We start from the raw sequence: 16610 nt of genomic DNA, 5'->3' as shown, positions 1-16610 counted from the left end.
GTTCAGCCGCGCCGGTGGCGACGACGGTAACTTCCCGGCGTCATGCCCGCCTCGCGGGTAAAGAAGCGCGAGAAGTAAGCCGGGTCATTGAACCCCAGCCGGTAACCGATCTCGTTGATGGAGGCGGCGGTGAAAATCAGAAGCCGCCGCGCCTCCTGAATCTGTCGGTCGAACACCAACCGCTTACTGGGTTTGCCGGCGGTGCGCCGGCAGATCTCGTTAAGCCGGTTCTCGGTGACGTCCAGGGCCTCGGCGTATTGAAACAGGGTCCAATGGTGGGCGTGATGTTCCTCGATCAGCATCTGGAAACGCTGGAACAAGGCCAGGTCCTCGTGGCGGGCCGGTTGCGACGGCAGCGCGCTGCTCGACAATCGGAACAGGCGGATAAAGATCAGCCGCGCCAGGCTGCGCACCGCCACCTCGCGGCCGGCGCCGTCGCTGGCGGCTTCGTCGCCGAGCGCGTCGAACAGGCGTTCCAGCCGGTCCAGTTCGGCGTGCCGGTGCGGCTCCAATTGCGCGCGGGCCACGCACAGCGGCCGCACTTCGGCGGGGTCGGCAAGGTCACCGCTCTCCTCCAGCAGGTTCCACACCAGCGGCTGACGCACGGTAAGCACATGGCCATCGGCGTCCGCCTGGGTCACGAACGCATGGGTCACGGTAGGCGGGGTGAGGAAGAACATGGGCCCGTGCTGGTGATACTGGTGCTCGTCCAGATAGACACGCACCAGACCGCTTTTGACGAAGTGCACCTGGAAAAAACGGTCGTGCCGATGGGCCGGCATATTGCGGCCGAAGAAATCCGCCATCGGTCCCAGCGCGTCGTAGTGCACCTCGGCGTCCGCGTAGCGCTGGTCGTAGACCTGACCGATGTTGATGTTGGGAATCGGTTCGTTGTTGTTCATAAGGGCTCTCCGCGAACCAGCATACCCGATCACGACGCTTGCTTGAATTCATTAATATATTAATGTACAAAATCCGGCAACGTACAAACAGGAGTTCCCATGCGCCACGCCCTCGTGGAAATCAACGGCGAATCGACGGCCGTCACCGTGGACGGTGATCGGCTGCGTCGGGCCGACGGCGACACCCTCGCCGCGGACCAGGCCCGCTGGCTGCCGCCGGTGTCCGGCACCGTGTTCGGCATCGCGCTCAATGACCGGGCCCTGCTGGAATCGCACCTGGACCGCTTCAACCAGCCGCCTTACGAAAAGCCGCCCACCCGGCCAGTGCTGTTCATCAAGACGCCGAACACCCGTAACGGGCATCTCGGAGCGGTGGCGCGCCCCGCCGGCGAGCGCCTGCAGCCGGGGCCGTCCCTGGGCGTGGTGATCGGCAAGGCGGCCAGCCGCGTCAGCGAAGCGGACGCCATGGCCCATGTGGCCGGTTACACCGTGGTCAACGAGTTCAGCCTGCCGGAGGACAGCTACTACCGGCCGGCGGTGAAGGCCAAGTGCCGCGACGGCTTCTGCCCGATCGGCCCCTGGGTCATCGATGCCGCCGACGTGGGCGACCCGTCCGGCCTGGGCGTGCGCCTGATCGTCAACGGCGAGCTCAGGCAGGAAGGCAATACCGCCCAATTCGTGCGCCCGGTGGCGCGGCTGATCGCCGAACTGAGCGAGTTCATGACCCTCAACCAGGGCGACGTGTTGATCGCGGGTGTGCCGGCGGGCCGCGTGGACGTGGCGCCCGGCGATGAAGTCGCGGTGGAGATCGACAAGGTCGGCACCCTGGTGTCGCGGGTGACCGAAGAAGACACCGCTCGGGAAGGAGACCGCTCATGAAACACGCTCGCATCCAGCACCAGGGCGAAGTGCTCGACGTCACCGTCAACGACGACGGCAAGGTGGTTCTCTCCGACGGACGAACACTGGCCGCCGATCAGGTCACCTGGCTGCCGCCGGCCACCGGCACCCTGTTCGCCCTGGGTTTGAACTACGCCGACCACGCCGCCGAGCTGAGCTTCAAATCGGCGCCCGAGGAACCCCTGGTGTTCGTCAAGGCGCCCAACGCCTACACCGGGCACAACGGCTACAGCTGGCGCCCGGACGGCGTCGACTACATGCACTACGAGTGCGAACTGGTGGCGGTGATCGGCAAGACCGCGCGCAACGTCCGCCGCGAGGACGCCCTGGATTACGTGGCCGGCTACACCCTGTGCAACGACTACGCCATCCGTGACTACCTGGAAAACTACTACCGGCCCAACCTGCGCGTGAAAAACCGCGACAGCACCACCCCGGTGGGTCCCTGGATCGTCGACAGGAGCCAGGTGCCCGAGCCCAACCGCCTGACCCTGCGCACCTACATCAACGGCGAACTGAAACAGGAAGGCACCACCGCGGACATGATTTTCGACGTGCCGTTCCTGATCGAATACCTGTCCGGCTTCATGACCCTGCGGCCCGGCGACATGATCGCCACCGGCACCCCCAAGGGCATGGCGGACGTGCAACCCGGCGACGTGGTGGACGTGGAGATCGAGGGCATCGGTCGGCTGCGCAACACCATGCTCAGCGAAAGTGAATTCTTCAAGAACGCGAAGGAGCAGTGATCGTGATCAAGCACTGGATTAACGGCCGGGAAGTGGAAAGCCCGGAAACGTTCGACAACATCAACCCGGCCACCGGCGAAGTGATCGGCCCGGTGGCCAGCGGTACCGAAAAGGAAGTGAACGAAGCGGTGGCCGCCGCCAAGGCCGCGTTCCCGGGCTGGGCCAATACGCCGGCCAAGGAGCGCGCGCGCCTGATGCGCCGCCTCGGCGAACTGATCGACGAGAACGTGCCGCGCCTGGCCGAGCTGGAGACCCTGGACACCGGCCTGCCGATTCATCAGACCAAGAACGTGCTGATCCCGCGCGCCTCGCACAATTTCAACTTCTTCGCCGAAGTGTGCACGCGCATGAACGGCCACACCTACCCGGTGGACGACCAGATGCTCAACTACACGCTCCACCAACCGGTGGGTGTGTGCGCGCTGGTGTCACCCTGGAACGTGCCGTTCATGACCGCCACCTGGAAAACCGCCCCCTGCCTGGCCCTGGGCAACACCGCCGTGCTCAAGATGTCCGAGCTGTCACCGATGACCGCCGCGGAACTGGGCAAGCTGACCAAGGAAGCGGGCATCCCCGACGGCGTGTTCAATGTGATTCAGGGCTATGGGTCCAGCGCCGGCGACGCCCTGGTGCGCCACCCGGATGTGCGCGCCGTGTCCTTCACCGGCGGCACCGCCACCGGCCGCAAGATCGTGCAGAACGGCGGCATGAAGAAATACTCCATGGAACTGGGTGGAAAGTCGCCGGTGCTGGTGTTCGAGGACGCCGACCTGGATCGCGCCCTGGACGCGGCCCTGTTCACCATCTTCTCCCTGAACGGCGAACGCTGCACCGCCGGCAGCCGCATCTTCATTCAGGAAAGCGTCTACGACGAGTTCGTGAAAAAATTCGCGGAACGCGCCAAAAAACTGAAAGTGGGCGACCCGCAAAACCCGGACACCCAGGTGGGCTCCATGATCACCCGCCAGCACTACGAAAAGGTCACCGGTTACATCCGCATCGGCATCGAGGAAGGCGCCAAACTGGTGGCCGGTGGGCTGGAACGCCCCGAGGGCCTGCCCGACCGGGTCGCCAACGGCCAGTTTATCCAGCCCACGGTGTTCGCCGACGTGGACAACAAGATGCGCATCTGCCAGGAGGAAATCTTCGGGCCGGTGGTGTGCCTGGGTAAATTCAAGGACGAGGCCCACGCCCTGGAGCTGGCCAACGACGTGCAGTACGGCCTGGCCTCCTACGTCTGGACCGAGAACCTGGCCAAGGCCCACCGCATGGCGCAGGGCATCGAGGCGGGCATGGTGTTCATCAACAGCCAGAACGTGCGCGATCTGCGCCAGCCGTTCGGCGGCATCAAACAATCCGGCACCGGCCGGGAGGGCGGCGAATACAGCTTCGAAGTGTTCACCGAAGTGAAGAACGTGTGCGTCGCCATGGGCCACCATCACATTCCGCGCTGGGGCGTCTGACCCCGGCGCGGCGATAAGGAGAAGAACAATGGGAGAGGTCGTTCTCGCCGCCAAGATCTGCCACGTGCCGTCCATGTATCTGTCCGAACTGCCCGGCCCCCATCAGGGGTGCCGGCAGGCGGCCATCGACGGCCACAAGGAAATCGGCCGCCGCGCCCGCGAGCTGGGCGCCGACACCGCCCTGGTGTTCGACGTGCACTGGCTGGTCAACAGCGGCTATCACATCAACTGCGGTGAACGGTTCGAGGGCATCTACACCAGCAACGAGCTGCCCCACTTCATCCAGGACATGCACTACCAGTACCAAGGCGCTCCGGAGCTGGGCGAACTGATCGCCGAGCAGGCCAACGCCGCCGACGTGCGCACCCGCGCCCACAATATTCCCAGCCTGCATCTGGAGTACGGCACCCTGGTGCCGATGCGCTACATGCACATGGACGTGCCCCCGGAGCAGCATTTGAAAGTGGTGTCCGTTGCCTCCTGGTGCGCCTGGCACCGCCTGGAGGACAGTTTCACCTTCGGCGCCGCCGTGCGCCGGGCCATCGAGGCCAGCGACCGCAAGGTGGTGGTGCTGGCCTCCGGCTCCCTGTCGCACCGCTTCTCCGACGACCGGCTGGCGGACCAGAACCTGCACAACTGGAGCCGGGAGTTCGACCGTCAGATGGATCTGCGCGTGGTGGAACTGTGGAAGCAGGGCCGCTTCAAGGAGTTCTGCGCCATGCTCCCGGATTACGCCGAGCACTGCTACGGCGAGGGCGGCATGCACGATACCGCCATGCTGCTGGGTCTGCTCGGCGGCGAGGACTACGACCGGCCGGTGGAAGTGCTCACCGAGCTGTACGCCAGCTCCGGCACCGGCCAGATCAACGCGGTTTTTCCGCTGCCCTGGTAAAAGAGCTGCAAGCAATAACAGGAGAACATCGATGCCCCATTTTATCGCCGAATACAGCGGCAACCTGGAAGGCGACGCGGACTTTCCCGCCCTGTTCGAAACCGTGCATAAGGTACTCGGTGACTCCGGTGTGTTTCCGCTGGGCGGCATTCGCAGCCGCGCGATCCGCCACGATACCTACCGTATCGCCGACGGCGCCCACGACTATGCCTTCGTGCATATGACCCTGAAAGTGGGCAGCGGCCGGGACCTGGAAACGCGCAACAAAGTCGCCGAAACCCTGTTCGAGGCGATCAAGGCGCACTTCGCGCCGCTGCAGGAAAAACGCCTGCTGGCGGTGTCCTTCGAGATGACCGAGCTGGACCCGGATCTCAATTTTAAACACAACAACATCCACGCCTTTCTCAACGGAGAGCGCTGATGCTCGACGACGCTTTTATCCGCCAGGCCGTGCAACGGCTCGACGACGCCGAACGGCAACGCACCCAGATCCGCCAGTTCTCCCTGGAGCAACCGGACATCACCATCGAGGACGCCTACGCCATCCAGCGCGCCTGGGTGGACAGGAAAATCGCCGATGGCCGCACGCTGATCGGCCACAAGATCGGCCTGACGTCACGGGCCATGCAGGTGTCCTCCAATATCGACGAACCGGACTACGGTGCCCTGCTCGACGACATGCTGTTCGACGAGGGCACCGACATTCCCATCGACCGCTTTATCGTGCCGCGCCTGGAGGTGGAGCTGGCCTTCATCCTCGGCAAGCCGCTGAAGGGCCCGAACTGCACCGTCTTCGATGTGTTCGACGCCACCGAGTACGTGATTCCGGCGCTGGAAATCATCGATGCCCGCATCCAGCAGGTGGACCAGGAAACCGGCGTCACCCGCAAGGTGTTCGACACCATTTCCGACAACGCCGCCAACGCCGGCGTGGTGATGGGCGGCCGGCCGATCCGGCCCATGGACCTGGACCTGCGCCGGGTATCGGCGATTCTCTATCGCAACGGCGTGATCGAGGAATCCGGCGTCGCCGCCGCGGTGCTCAATCACCCGGCCAAGGGCGTGGCCTGGCTGGCCAACCGCCTGGCGCCCTACGACGTGGGGCTGGAAGCGGGCCAGCTGATTCTGGGCGGCTCCTTCACCCGGCCGGTGGCGGTGCGCCCCGGCGACACCTTCCACGTGGACTATGACGACCTGGGCGCCATCGCCTGCCGGTTCGTTTAAGGATTAACGGATGGACATGCCCGTCAACACTTTCAAACAGACGCTCGCCGAGGGCTGCCCGCAAATCGGCCTGTGGCTGGGACTGTGCGACGCCTACTGCGCCGAGCTGGCCGCCAACGCCGGCTTCGACTGGCTGCTGATGGACGGCGAACACGCCCCCAACGACCTGCGCACCCTGCTGGCCCAGTTGCAGGCGGTGGCGCCCTACCCGGCCCGGCCGGTGCTGCGCCCGCCGGTGGGCGACACCGCCCTGATCAAGCAGTACCTGGACATTGGCGCCCAGACCCTGCTGGTGCCGATGGTGGACAGCGCCGACCAGGCCCGGGAGCTGGTGCGGGCCATGCGCTATCCGCCGAACGGCGTGCGCGGCGTGGGCAGCGCCCTCGCCCGGGCCTCACGCTGGAACAGCGTGCCCGGCTACCTGGACCAGGCCGACGAACAGATGTGCCTGCTGGTGCAGATCGAAAGCCGCCAGGCCCTGGACAACCTGGACCAGATCGCCGCCGTGGAGGGCGTGGACGGCGTCTTTATCGGGCCGGCGGATCTCAGTGCCTCCCTGGGCCACCGGGGTAATCCGGCGCACCCGGACGTGCAGGCGGCCATCGAGGACGCCATCGCCCGCATCCGCCGGGCCGGCAAGGCCGCCGGCATTCTCAACGCCAACCGGCGGCTGGCGCGGCGCTACCTGGAACTGGGCTGCCTGTTCGTGGCGGTGGGCGTGGACACCAGCCTGCTGATGGGCGCGCTCAAGGGACTGGCCGCCGAGTTCAAGGGCGACAACGCCCCTGCCGCGCCCGCCGGCCCGTCCGTTTACTGATCGGCGCTCTCATCCGGCCCCTGCTCGAAACCAAGGAACCTTCATGACCCACGCCCCCCTGGCCCTGGCCGATACCGGCCTGCTGCGCGACCAGGCCTGTATCGACGGCCAATGGCTCGACGCCGACGGCGGCGCCCGCTTCCCGGTGCGCGACCCGGCGGACCAGAGCCTGATCATCCAGGTGGCGGACTGCGGCGCCACCGACACCGACCGCGCCATCGATGCCGCCGAGCGCGCCCTGCCCGCCTGGCGCGCACGTCCGGCCAAGGAACGCGCGCGCCTCCTGCGCCGCTGGTTCGATCTGATGCTGGAGCACCAAGAAGACCTGGCCCGTCTGCTCAGCCGCGAACAGGGCAAGCCGCTGGCGGAAAGCCGGGGCGAGATCGACTACGCCGCCGGCTTTATCGAGTGGTTCGCCGAGGAGGCCAAGCGCGTCAACGGCGAGCTGCTGGCCGGCGACCGGCCGGGCCGGCGGCTGGCCACGCTCAAGCAGCCGGTGGGCGTGGTGGCCGCCATCACACCCTGGAACTTCCCCTGCGCCATGGTCACCCGCAAGGCCGGCCCGGCCCTGGCGGCGGGCTGCACCCTGGTGCTCAAACCGGATCCGGAAACGCCGCTGTCGGCGCTGGCCCTGGCCGAGCTGGCCCGGCGCGCCGGCCTGCCCGCCGGGGTGTTCAATGTGGTGCCCGGCCGCGATGCCGCCGCCATCGGCGGTCGCCTGACCGGCGACCGGCGGGTGCGCAAGCTATCGTTCACCGGCTCCACGGCGGTGGGCAAGCTGCTGATGGCGCAATGCGCCGACACGGTGAAAAAACTGAGCCTGGAGCTGGGCGGTAACGCGCCTTTTATCGTGTTCGACGACGCCAACCTGGACGCCGCGGTTGAAGGTGCCCTGGCCTCGAAGTTCCGCAACAGCGGCCAGACCTGCGTGTGCACCAACCGCTTTCTGGTCCAGGACGGTGTCCACGACGCCTTCTGCGACAAGCTGGCGCGGGCGGTGGAGGCACTGAAGGTGGGCCCGGCCGGCGAGGACGACGTGCAACAGGGCCCGCTGATCCACGCCGGCGCGCTCAACAAGGTGCGTGCCCACGTGGACGACGCCCTGGCCGGCGGCGCACGGCTTTTGTGCGGCGGCCGCCCCCATGCGTTGGGCGGCGGCTTCTTCCAGCCCACCGTGCTCAGCGGCGTGACCCCGGCCATGCGCGTGGCGCGGGAAGAAACCTTCGGGCCGCTGGCGCCGGTGTTCCGTTTCCAGGACGAGGCCGGGGCGCTGGCCCTGGCCAACGACACGCCTTCGGGCCTGGCCGCCTACCTCTACAGCGGCGATCTGGGGCGCGCCTGGCGGCTGGCGGAGGCGCTGGAATATGGCATGGTCGGCATCAACGAAGGTATCATTTCCACCGAACTGGCCCCCTTCGGCGGCATCAAGGAATCCGGGCTGGGCCGCGAAGGCTCCCGCCACGGCATCGATGATTATCTGGAACTGAAATACCTGTGCGTGGCGGACCCCTAAGCCGTCACCGCGCCGCATCCGAGGAGCACTCCGACCGCATGGCCAAACCCACGCCTTCCCTGACCGTGGCCCTGCTTCAGGCCCGCGAGGCCGCCATGGGCTTTTTCCGCCCGCTGCTCAACGAGCACGGCCTCACCGAACAGCAATGGCGGGTGATCCGCATCCTCAAGGAGGTCCCGGACCACCAGCTGGAGAGCCGGGAACTGGCGGAGATCGCCTGCATCTTGCGCCCCAGTCTCACCGGCGTGCTGGTGCGCCTGGAGAAAACCGGCTACGTGAAACGCTGGAAGCCGGCCAATGACCAGCGCCGGCTGTGCGTCGCCCTCACCGAGGCCGGCCATCGCCTGTTCGATACCATGAGCGGCGCTATGCACGAGCAATACCGCCGCATCAAACGACAGCTGGGCGCCGACAACTACAAGACCCTGATGACGCTGCTCGAACAGCTGCGCCGCGTGGAACCCTAGGGTCCGTTCACACTGCTTTGCGTTTGGCCCGCCCACGGGGGCGGCGGCGTCATGAATCTCACACCAGTGCCCTGGCCAGGCGCGCGGCCACGTCGCGGTCCAGATAGCCGAGCCGCACCCGTCGCTTGGTCAGGCCGCCGCCGGCGGTGTCCACCTCCAGGGCGGTCATGCGGTAGCGGCGGTCGAACGGGGTGCGGCTCAGGCGCACGGTCTGAATGCGGTTGCGCGGCACCACCGCCAGTCGCCGCCACAGCCAGCCACGATGAAACAGCAACAGATCCGGGGTCAGCGCCCAGCGCGTATAGCGGGCGTACAGGTGGCCGTGCAGCAGCGCCACCGGCAGCCCGACGGGCAGCACCGCCAGTCCCGGCCAGCCCCACCACCACAGCGCCGGCGGCAAGGTCAGCAGCGCCCAGCACCACAACCACAGGCGGGTCAGCCGGTAGCGGGTGCGCGCGGACAGCGGCCGCCACTCGGGTTCGTCGCGAGCCAGCCCCGGCAGCGCCCGGTGGATCAGCGCCGGGGCCCGCTCCGCCGGACAGATCGGCGCCAGCGGTCGGGCGCCGTCGCCGTGCTCCGGGTCGCCGGCGCCGCCGGCCAGATCCACCTGCAGGGCCACCCGGCGGAGCAGGCGGTGCAGCGGCGTGGCCAGTTGGTGCACCACCTGCACCCGCGCCAGCCTCAGGGTCACCGCGTGGCGGGTAAAGAGGCCATGGCGGGCGCGCAGGTCGGCGCCGTCCTGTTCGAGCACATAGCCGTGATAGCGCACCAGGGCGCTGAGCACCGACAGGGCCTTGCCCACCAGCAGCACGCCGATCACCGTGCCGGCCACCAGCAGCACCTTGAGCACCAGGCCCAGTTCGCTGACGTAGCGCAGGCCGGCATCGCGCAACGCCGGGCCCACCACCCGCTCCAGCAGGTCCACGCCCAGCACCTGGACCACCGAGCCGATCACCGCGCCCAACCAGAACAGATTGCGGTTATCAATCAGCCCCATCCGGACCAGCTCGCCGGGCGACAGGCGCAGTAACACCTCCGCCCGCGCGGCCGGCGCCGCGTCCGTGTCCGTGCTCACGTCCAGGGCCCGGCGGCGGGCGAACACCGCCTCGCTGAGACGCGCCGCCTGCGCCAGTGACAGCACCCGCAAGGTGGCCTCGGCGCCGCCGCCGCTGGAGGTCTCCACCTTCACATCGGCCACGCCCAGCAGGCGGTGCAACGGATTGCGCCGGGTGTCCAGGTTCTCGATGCGGCGGTAATCGATCTGCCGCAGGTTGCGGAAGATCAGCCCCTCGCGGATCACCAGCCCGTCCGGGCCGGCGTCGTAGCGGTACACCCATTGATGCCAAAGGCCGGCCAGCGGGCCGATCAGGATCAGCGGCAGCAGCACCCACAGGCCGCCGCCCCACTCCGCCCCCAGGGCGAGAGCGGCCAGGGCCGGCAACGCCGCGCCCAGCCCGCCGGACAGATAAAAGACCCAGCTGAGCGGATGCAGGCGCTGTTCGGGGACCGGATGGCCGTCTTCATACCGCATCGCCGTCGCCCTCGTCGAGCAGCCGGCGGCGCAGCGCCCGCGCCTGATCGTCGGCGAGGCCCGGCAGGCTGTTGACGGTGAAGCGGCTGCCGGCGGTGTAGAGGCGCAGGGTGGCGACGCCGAAGGCACGCTGCAGCGGTCCCTGGCTGATGTCGGAGTGCTGAACGCGCACCCGCGGCACGATGATCCGGTGGCGCCACAGAATGCCGTGCTCGATGGTCAGGCCGTGCTCGTCCAGGCGATAGCGCAGGCGGGCGTGGGCCAGCGCCGGCAGCCACAGGGCCAGGCCCACCGCCACCGCCAGCAGCAGCCCCACCGGGGCGAGCACCGGCCAACCGGCCAGCCACGGCACGCCGATCACCGCCACCGCCGCCGCCAGGGCGGCCACCGCCACCCCGGCCAGGGCCTGCAGGCGCCAGACCGACACCGTGTTCCGGTCCACCGTTTCAAACCCCATGAGTGCGCCCCCGTCACCGTCGCGAAAGGGCCCATTACAGCGGATTATTGATCGCCCGCCAATTGCTCCCGGCGCAGCATTTCCATCATATTGCGCAGACGGCGGCGATCCCGGCGACCGGCCATGCGGCGGCTGTCCCAGGTGGCCGGTACCAGGCGGTGCCCGTCCTCGCCGTGCTCGATCAGGAAGCGGCGTTCCACGCCGATGGGCTTATCGTCGGACCCGTAAATCGCCACCACCTGAATGGTCAGCGACTTGAGCCGCACCGGCTCCTCGTCGTCACCGCGTTCCAGGCGCTGGTTGCGCAGGGTGCGGCGGATCACTTCCTGGAACGAGCCAATGTGCAGGAAGTCGCCGGAGTTCAGCGGCCCCTGGCGGGTGCTGTCCCGCAGGGAGGCGGTGGGGCTGTCGCGCTGGTCTTTTTCCTCGTCGCCCTGCTCGTACTCCTGCTCCAGCTCGGTGACGTCCTCCAGCACGGTGCCTTCACTGGTTTCCAGGCGCGCCAGAATGTGCTCCACGAACACCGATTCGGCGCTCATGTTACTGATGATGCACAGCGCGTTCAGGTCCCGGTGCTTGCCCCGGTTGATAACGATGCGCGGGCGCACCTGCCGGCGATAGCTGCTGTACAGCAGTTGGGCATAGACCAGCCAGATCAGCAACGTGCCGAAGCTGATCAGGACGCTGAGCACCTTGTTGTGCTCTTGAATCCATTCGTACATGACATTTCCTTTGTTCTTTGAAGGGCGCGCAGCCTAGGGTCTGTTCACACTACTTGCATTACGCCTGTTGTGGCTAAAAGCCCACCCATCAAGGCACGAGGAGAGAAGTTTGGTGACTCCAAATGAACGACGAGTAACGCGGAGGGGTGGGTTTTTAGCCACAACCCGAAGGGCTGGCGCCCTTTTGGCCTCCAGCGTCGTTGTCGGTCACTTATTTGGAATGACCAAACCGCGCTCCCTCCGCCTAGCTGGAGACCAAAATGACATCCAGCAGGCGTGATGCAAGTAGTGTGAACAGACCCTAACGCCCCAATCGCGGGTCTTTTGCGAAATGGTGTAAAACTCGCGGCCCCGGGCCGGCCGTTTCATGTGCCGGCCACAAGGGCGTACTATCATGGGGTAATCCCCCAAGCGAACGACTTTCGCCAACGAAGATTTTCGCCAACGTAAGGAGGTGCGCAGTGACACGGATTGGCCAGGACACCCTGAACAGCGCCAAGACCCTGGACGTGAGCGGCAAGACCTATCATTACCACGATCTCAATGCCGTCGCCGACAAGGGCTGGGGTGATCTCAGCAAGCTCCCCTTCACCCTCAAAGTGCTTCTCGAAAACCTGCTCCGCCACGAAGACGGCGACACGGTCACCACCGAGGACATCGAGGCCCTGGTGCGATGGCCGGAGAAGCGTTCCTCCGACCGTGAAATCAATTACCGCCCCGCCCGCGTGCTGATGCAGGACTTCACCGGCGTGCCCGGGGTGGTGGATCTGGCGGCCATGCGCGACGCCATCGCCAAGGCCGGCGGCGACCCGGAGCGGATCAATCCGCTGGCGCCGGTGGACCTGGTCATCGACCACTCGGTGATGGTGGACAAGTTCGGCAACCCGCAGGCGTTCGAGCAGAACGTGGAAAAGGAATACGAGCGCAATAAAGAGCGCTATCAGTTCCTGCGCTGGGGCCAGAAAGCGTTCGACAATTTCCGCGTGGTGCCGCCGGGCACCGGCATCTGTCACCAGGTGAACCTGGAGTACCTGGGCCGCGGCGTCTGGTCCAGCGAGTCCGACGGCAAGACCTTCGCCTACCCGGACACCCTGGTGGGCACCGACTCCCACACCACCATGATCAACGGCCTGGGCGTGCTCGGCTGGGGCGTGGGCGGCATCGAGGCGGAGGCGGCCATGCTCGGCCAGCCGGTGGCGATGCTGATTCCCGAGGTGGTCGGCTTCAAAATGACCGGCAAGCTCCGTGAGGGCGTCACCGCCACCGACCTGGTACTGACCGTCACCGAGATGCTGCGCGAGCGCGGCGTGGTGGGCAAGTTCGTGGAATTCTACGGCGACGGTCTCGCCGATCTGAGCCTGGCGGACCGCGCCACCATGGGCAACATGTCCCCGGAATTCGGCTCCACCTGTGCGTTCTTCCCCATCGACGAACGCACCATCGAATACCTGGAACTCACCGGCCGGCCCAAGGACGAAATCGCCCTGGTGGAAGCCTACTGCAAGCAGCAGGGCCTGTGGCGCGATAACGACAGCCCGGAACCGGCCTTCAGCGACTCCCTGGAGTTGGACCTGAGCCAGGTGGTGCCCAGTCTGGCCGGCCCGAAACGGCCCCAGGACCGGGTGCCGCTCACCGGCATCAAACAGACCATCACCGACATCATCACCGAGCAGCTGAACAAGGACGACAGCGAAATCGCCAAGCTCGAGGGCGAAGGCGGCCAGACCGCGGTGGGCAACCAGGACCCGGGCTCCGGCGTGGAAGTGACCCTGGACGGCGAGACCTTCCAGCTCGACCATGGCGACGTGGTGATCGCCGCCATCACCTCCTGCACCAACACCTCCAACCCCAGCGTGATGCTGGCCGCCGGCCTGGTGGCCAAAAAGGCGGTGGAGAAAGGGCTGACCCGCAAACCCTGGGTGAAAACCTCCCTGGCACCGGGCTCCAAGGTGGTCACCGATTACCTGGCCAAGGCCGGCCTGCAGGAATACCTGAACCAGATCGGCTACAACCTGGTGGGTTACGGCTGCACCACCTGCATCGGTAACTCCGGCCCGCTGCCGGACGAGATCGACAAGGCCATCGCCGAGGGCGATCTCACGGTGGCCTCGGTGCTGTCCGGCAACCGCAACTTCGAGGGCCGCATTCACCAAAGCGTGCGCACCAACTGGCTGGCCTCACCGCCGCTGGTGGTGGCCTTCGCCCTGGCCGGCACCGTGCGCATCAACCTGGACAAGGAGCCGATCGGCCGCGACCAGGACGGCAATGAGGTCTACCTGAAGGATCTGTGGCCCTCCAGCAAGGAAATCCAGGACGCCCTGGTGGCGGTGGACACCGAGATGTTCAGCAAGGAATACGCCAGCGTGTTCGACGGCGACGAAATCTGGCAGAGCCTGCCGATTCCGGAGTCCAAAACCTATGAATGGGACGAGCACTCCACCTATATCCAGAACCCGCCGTTCTTCGACGGACTCACCGAGCAAGTGGACGATGTGCAACCGGTGAAGAACGCCCGCATCCTGGCGTTGCTGGGCGACTCCATCACCACCGACCACATCTCGCCGGCCGGCGCCATCAAGGCCGACAGCCCCGCCGGGCATTACCTGCAGGGCCACGACGTGGAGCCCATCGACTTCAACTCCTACGGGTCCCGGCGCGGTAACCACGAAGTGATGATGCGCGGCACCTTCGCCAACATCCGGATCCGCAACGAGATGACGCCGGACATCGAAGGGGGCTACACCAAGCACCTGCCCGGTGGTGAGGAAATGCCGATCTACGGCGCCGCCATGCGCTATCAGCACGACGGCGTGGACACCGTGGTGGTGGCCGGCAAGGAATACGGCACCGGCTCCAGCCGTGACTGGGCCGCCAAGGGCACCCGCCTGCTGGGGGTGCGCGCGGTGATTGCCGAAAGCTACGAGCGGATTCACCGCTCCAACCTGATCGGCATGGGCGTGCTGCCGCTGCAGTTCCCGGAAGGCACCACCCGCAAGACCCTGAACCTGGACGGCACCGAGGAAGTGGACATCCCCAACCTGGGCAACGACCTGAAACCGGGCCAGGAGATCGAGGTGGTGTTCCGCAAGCAGGACGGCAAGGAAAGCACGGTGAAGGCGATCAGCCGCCTGGACACCGGCGCTGAAGTCACCTATTTCAAGAACGGTGGCATCCTGCATTACGTGCTGCGGCAAATGATGAAAAGCTGAAGGCACCGCCATGGACGAGGGGCGCTTCGGCGCCCCCTTTTTTTGCCCGCCTTCCGGCGTCACGCCCCGCCCAACCTTTGCGTTTAAAACAAACCTCGCTCAGATCCGACAAATATCTTTGTTTTTCCTCGGACTTTTTAAGACGATCAAACACCTGAGAAAAGACCGCTCTTTCCTTGTATATAGAGCAGGAACAGTCTTTCACGGGGTCGCTTTGCCTTAATAGCCCTGATTCCAATTGTTGCATAAAAGCAACAATAACGATCAGGACGGAAGTCGGAGCCATGACGGATCCCGTGAGACGAACGCCCCATGTGCATTCCTTTTTGTACATTTATCGCAACCACAGCGGCGAGTTCTGGTGGTGTGCCGTGCCCTATCTGGATCGACACGGGCGCCGCCACCAGCGGCGGCGTTCGTTCCGGGATCGCCGCTATGGCAGCCGCGTGGCCGCCCTTCACGAAGCCCGCCGCTGGCGCGACGCGGCCCTGGACGACCCGGCGGTGCGCGCCGCCATGGGCGACCGGCGCCCGCTGATGCTGTACGCCGGCGACGACGGGGAATCGACGGAGAGCGGCAATCCTTTCGGGCTGGTGGGCGTCACCGTGACGTTTCGGGACAAGCCGCTGGGCGGCAACTTCTCGGTGACCGCCAACCGCGGGCGCAAGAAATGGTTTTCCATGCGCCGCTACGGCGGCTACGGCGCCTTCAAACGGGCGGTCATTCAACGCTGTCAGTGGGTCGGCGTGCCGGTGCCGGATGAGGAGGAATTGCGAAGCCGCTACGACCGTTGGGCGCAACGCAACCGCGATGTGCTGCGCCGCTACGGCCTGGAGCCCTGAGGCGCAGCCGACGGTGATTGCTGTTCCAGCAACAGCGCCAGCAAGGCCCGCTCGCCGGCGCTTTGTTCCCGTTGCCGATGACGCAACAGATAGAGCGGTCTGCGCAAACGCTCGCCGGCACCGGGCAGGCTGACCAGGCGCCCGTCCCGCAGCGCCGAGGCGGCGGCCACTTCGCTGACATAGCCCACCCCGGCGCCGGCCAGCACCGCCTGCCGCACCGCCTCGCCGGCGCCCAGTTGCATGATCCGCTCCGCCGGCGGAAACGCCTCGCCCAGACGCGCCTCGACCACCGCCCGGGTGCCGGACCCGGGTTCGCGCATCACCCAGGGCCAGCGCGCCGCCGGTTGTCCGCTCAACCTCGCCGCCAGGCCCGGCGACGCCACCCGCACCAGGGTGTCGTCCCGCCAGGCCCGCACCTCCAGCAGCCGATGCGACACCGGCCCCTCCACCAGCGCCATGTCGGTATCCAGTGCCAGCAGGCGCTCCACCGCCCGCCGCGTATTGATCACCTCCAGGCGCACCGTCGCCTCCGGGTGGCGCTGGCGAAACGCGGCCAGCAGCGGCGGCAGGTAGTAATTGCCCAGGGTGTGGGTGGCGGCCAGGGTGACTTCCAGGGTGCTCTCCCGGAACAAGGACTCGCACCGGGCGGCCTGCTCCAGCAGCGCCCGCGCCTCCGGCAACAAACGGCGCCCGGCGCCGTTGAGGCGCAGCCCCCGCCCGACCCGGTCGAACAGCCGCTCGCCCAGGCGTGCCTCCAATTGGCCCAGGCCCAGACTGACCGCCGGCTGGGTCAGCGACACCTGGCGCGCGGCGGCGGCCACGCTGCCGGTGTCCGCCACCGCCAGGAACAGGCGCCATTGGCGCAACGTTGTCTCATTCATAAGTTTATTTTAGTTATATCTTTATAATTATTAAATATATT

At 66.5% G+C, this 16610-nt stretch carries 17 protein-coding genes; 11 read left to right on the top strand and 6 right to left on the bottom strand.

Features of this window, described 5'->3' with window-relative positions; genetic code table 11:
* Nucleotides 1-2: 2 nt before the first annotated feature.
* The gene (gene hpaA, locus ACLD0W_RS08930) at nucleotides 3-902 is read right to left on the bottom strand and encodes a 4-hydroxyphenylacetate catabolism regulatory protein HpaA (RefSeq protein WP_410307136.1); all 900 of its coding nucleotides are present in this window, start codon (nucleotides 900-902) and stop codon (nucleotides 3-5) included.
* A 99-nt stretch (nucleotides 903-1001) separates the two neighbouring features.
* Here hpaA and ACLD0W_RS08925 point away from each other — a divergent pair, with 99 nt between their 5' ends.
* Genes ACLD0W_RS08925 through hpaR form a run of 9 tightly spaced genes read left to right on the top strand, consistent with a single transcriptional unit; the run spans nucleotide 1002 to nucleotide 8927 of the window.
* Entirely contained in the window at nucleotides 1002-1781 is a 780-nt protein-coding gene (locus ACLD0W_RS08925; protein ID WP_410307135.1) for a fumarylacetoacetate hydrolase family protein, read from the top strand.
* Nucleotides 1778-2551 (top strand): fumarylacetoacetate hydrolase family protein, encoded by a 774-nt coding sequence (locus tag ACLD0W_RS08920; RefSeq protein WP_410307134.1) that lies wholly within the window; start codon nucleotides 1778-1780, stop codon nucleotides 2549-2551. The genes ACLD0W_RS08925 and ACLD0W_RS08920 overlap by 4 nt, the downstream gene beginning before the upstream one ends.
* Before the next feature lie 2 nt (nucleotides 2552-2553).
* Nucleotides 2554-4014: a 5-carboxymethyl-2-hydroxymuconate semialdehyde dehydrogenase gene (hpaE, locus tag ACLD0W_RS08915; RefSeq protein WP_410307133.1), complete on the top strand. Its 1461-nt coding sequence runs from the start codon at nucleotides 2554-2556 to the stop codon at nucleotides 4012-4014.
* A gap of 28 nt (nucleotides 4015-4042) precedes the next feature.
* Complete coding sequence (hpaD, locus tag ACLD0W_RS08910; RefSeq protein WP_410307132.1) at nucleotides 4043-4906, top strand: 3,4-dihydroxyphenylacetate 2,3-dioxygenase; 864 nt, start codon at nucleotides 4043-4045, stop codon at nucleotides 4904-4906.
* Nucleotides 4907-4937: 31 nt separating this feature from the next.
* Nucleotides 4938-5327 carry a 5-carboxymethyl-2-hydroxymuconate Delta-isomerase gene (locus ACLD0W_RS08905; protein ID WP_410307131.1) on the top strand — a complete coding sequence of 130 codons (390 nt, stop codon included), beginning with the start codon at nucleotides 4938-4940 and terminating at the stop codon, nucleotides 5325-5327.
* Nucleotides 5327-6130 carry a 2-oxo-hept-4-ene-1,7-dioate hydratase gene (gene hpaH, locus ACLD0W_RS08900; protein ID WP_410307130.1) on the top strand — a complete coding sequence of 268 codons (804 nt, stop codon included), beginning with the start codon at nucleotides 5327-5329 and terminating at the stop codon, nucleotides 6128-6130. Before ACLD0W_RS08905 ends, hpaH begins: the two co-directional genes overlap by 1 nt.
* Before the next feature lie 10 nt (nucleotides 6131-6140).
* A complete protein-coding gene (hpaI, locus tag ACLD0W_RS08895; RefSeq protein ID WP_410307129.1) occupies nucleotides 6141-6947 on the top strand; it encodes a 4-hydroxy-2-oxoheptanedioate aldolase in 807 nt (268 codons plus the stop codon).
* A gap of 43 nt (nucleotides 6948-6990) precedes the next feature.
* Complete coding sequence (locus tag ACLD0W_RS08890) at nucleotides 6991-8460, top strand: NAD-dependent succinate-semialdehyde dehydrogenase (protein ID WP_410307128.1); 1470 nt, start codon at nucleotides 6991-6993, stop codon at nucleotides 8458-8460.
* A gap of 38 nt (nucleotides 8461-8498) precedes the next feature.
* Nucleotides 8499-8927 (top strand): homoprotocatechuate degradation operon regulator HpaR, encoded by a 429-nt coding sequence (hpaR, locus tag ACLD0W_RS08885; protein ID WP_410307127.1) that lies wholly within the window; start codon nucleotides 8499-8501, stop codon nucleotides 8925-8927.
* Between the two features lie 58 nt (nucleotides 8928-8985).
* Here hpaR and ACLD0W_RS08880 read toward each other — a convergent pair whose 3' ends face one another.
* From ACLD0W_RS08880 to ACLD0W_RS08870, 3 genes are read right to left on the bottom strand one after another with little or no spacing between them, the layout of a single operon-like run.
* A complete protein-coding gene (locus tag ACLD0W_RS08880; RefSeq protein WP_410307126.1) occupies nucleotides 8986-10458 on the bottom strand; it encodes a PH domain-containing protein in 1473 nt (490 codons plus the stop codon).
* The gene (locus ACLD0W_RS08875; protein ID WP_410307125.1) at nucleotides 10448-10915 is read right to left on the bottom strand and encodes a PH domain-containing protein; all 468 of its coding nucleotides are present in this window, start codon (nucleotides 10913-10915) and stop codon (nucleotides 10448-10450) included. Before ACLD0W_RS08875 ends, ACLD0W_RS08880 begins: the two co-directional genes overlap by 11 nt.
* 44 nt (nucleotides 10916-10959) lie before the next feature.
* Nucleotides 10960-11637, bottom strand: a complete 678-nt coding sequence (locus tag ACLD0W_RS08870; RefSeq protein ID WP_410307124.1) for a hypothetical protein — start codon at nucleotides 11635-11637, stop codon at nucleotides 10960-10962.
* Nucleotides 11638-12098: 461 nt separating this feature from the next.
* On the opposite strand from ACLD0W_RS08870, the gene acnA reads away from it, so the two are divergent.
* The gene (acnA, locus tag ACLD0W_RS08865; RefSeq protein WP_410307123.1) at nucleotides 12099-14846 is read left to right on the top strand and encodes an aconitate hydratase AcnA; all 2748 of its coding nucleotides are present in this window, start codon (nucleotides 12099-12101) and stop codon (nucleotides 14844-14846) included.
* On the opposite strand, the gene ACLD0W_RS08860 is transcribed toward acnA, so the two are convergent.
* Nucleotides 14794-15132 (bottom strand): hypothetical protein, encoded by a 339-nt coding sequence (locus ACLD0W_RS08860; RefSeq protein ID WP_410307122.1) that lies wholly within the window; start codon nucleotides 15130-15132, stop codon nucleotides 14794-14796. The two genes, acnA and ACLD0W_RS08860, sit on opposite strands and share 53 nt — an antisense overlap.
* Here ACLD0W_RS08860 and ACLD0W_RS08855 point away from each other — a divergent pair.
* Nucleotides 15131-15688, top strand: coding sequence for a hypothetical protein (locus ACLD0W_RS08855; protein WP_410307121.1), 558 nt, complete (start codon nucleotides 15131-15133; stop codon nucleotides 15686-15688). The two genes, ACLD0W_RS08860 and ACLD0W_RS08855, sit on opposite strands and share 2 nt — an antisense overlap.
* On the opposite strand, the gene ACLD0W_RS08850 is transcribed toward ACLD0W_RS08855, so the two are convergent.
* Nucleotides 15670-16569: a LysR substrate-binding domain-containing protein gene (locus ACLD0W_RS08850; RefSeq protein ID WP_410307120.1), complete on the bottom strand. Its 900-nt coding sequence runs from the start codon at nucleotides 16567-16569 to the stop codon at nucleotides 15670-15672. The two genes, ACLD0W_RS08855 and ACLD0W_RS08850, sit on opposite strands and share 19 nt — an antisense overlap.
* Nucleotides 16570-16610: the final 41 nt, after the last annotated feature.

The sequence above is a fragment of the Alloalcanivorax sp. C16-1 genome (genome assembly GCF_046507805.1).
Taxonomy (GTDB): Bacteria; Pseudomonadota; Gammaproteobacteria; order Pseudomonadales; family Alcanivoracaceae; genus Alloalcanivorax.
This window is presented reverse-complemented; position numbering and strand designations above follow the sequence as displayed.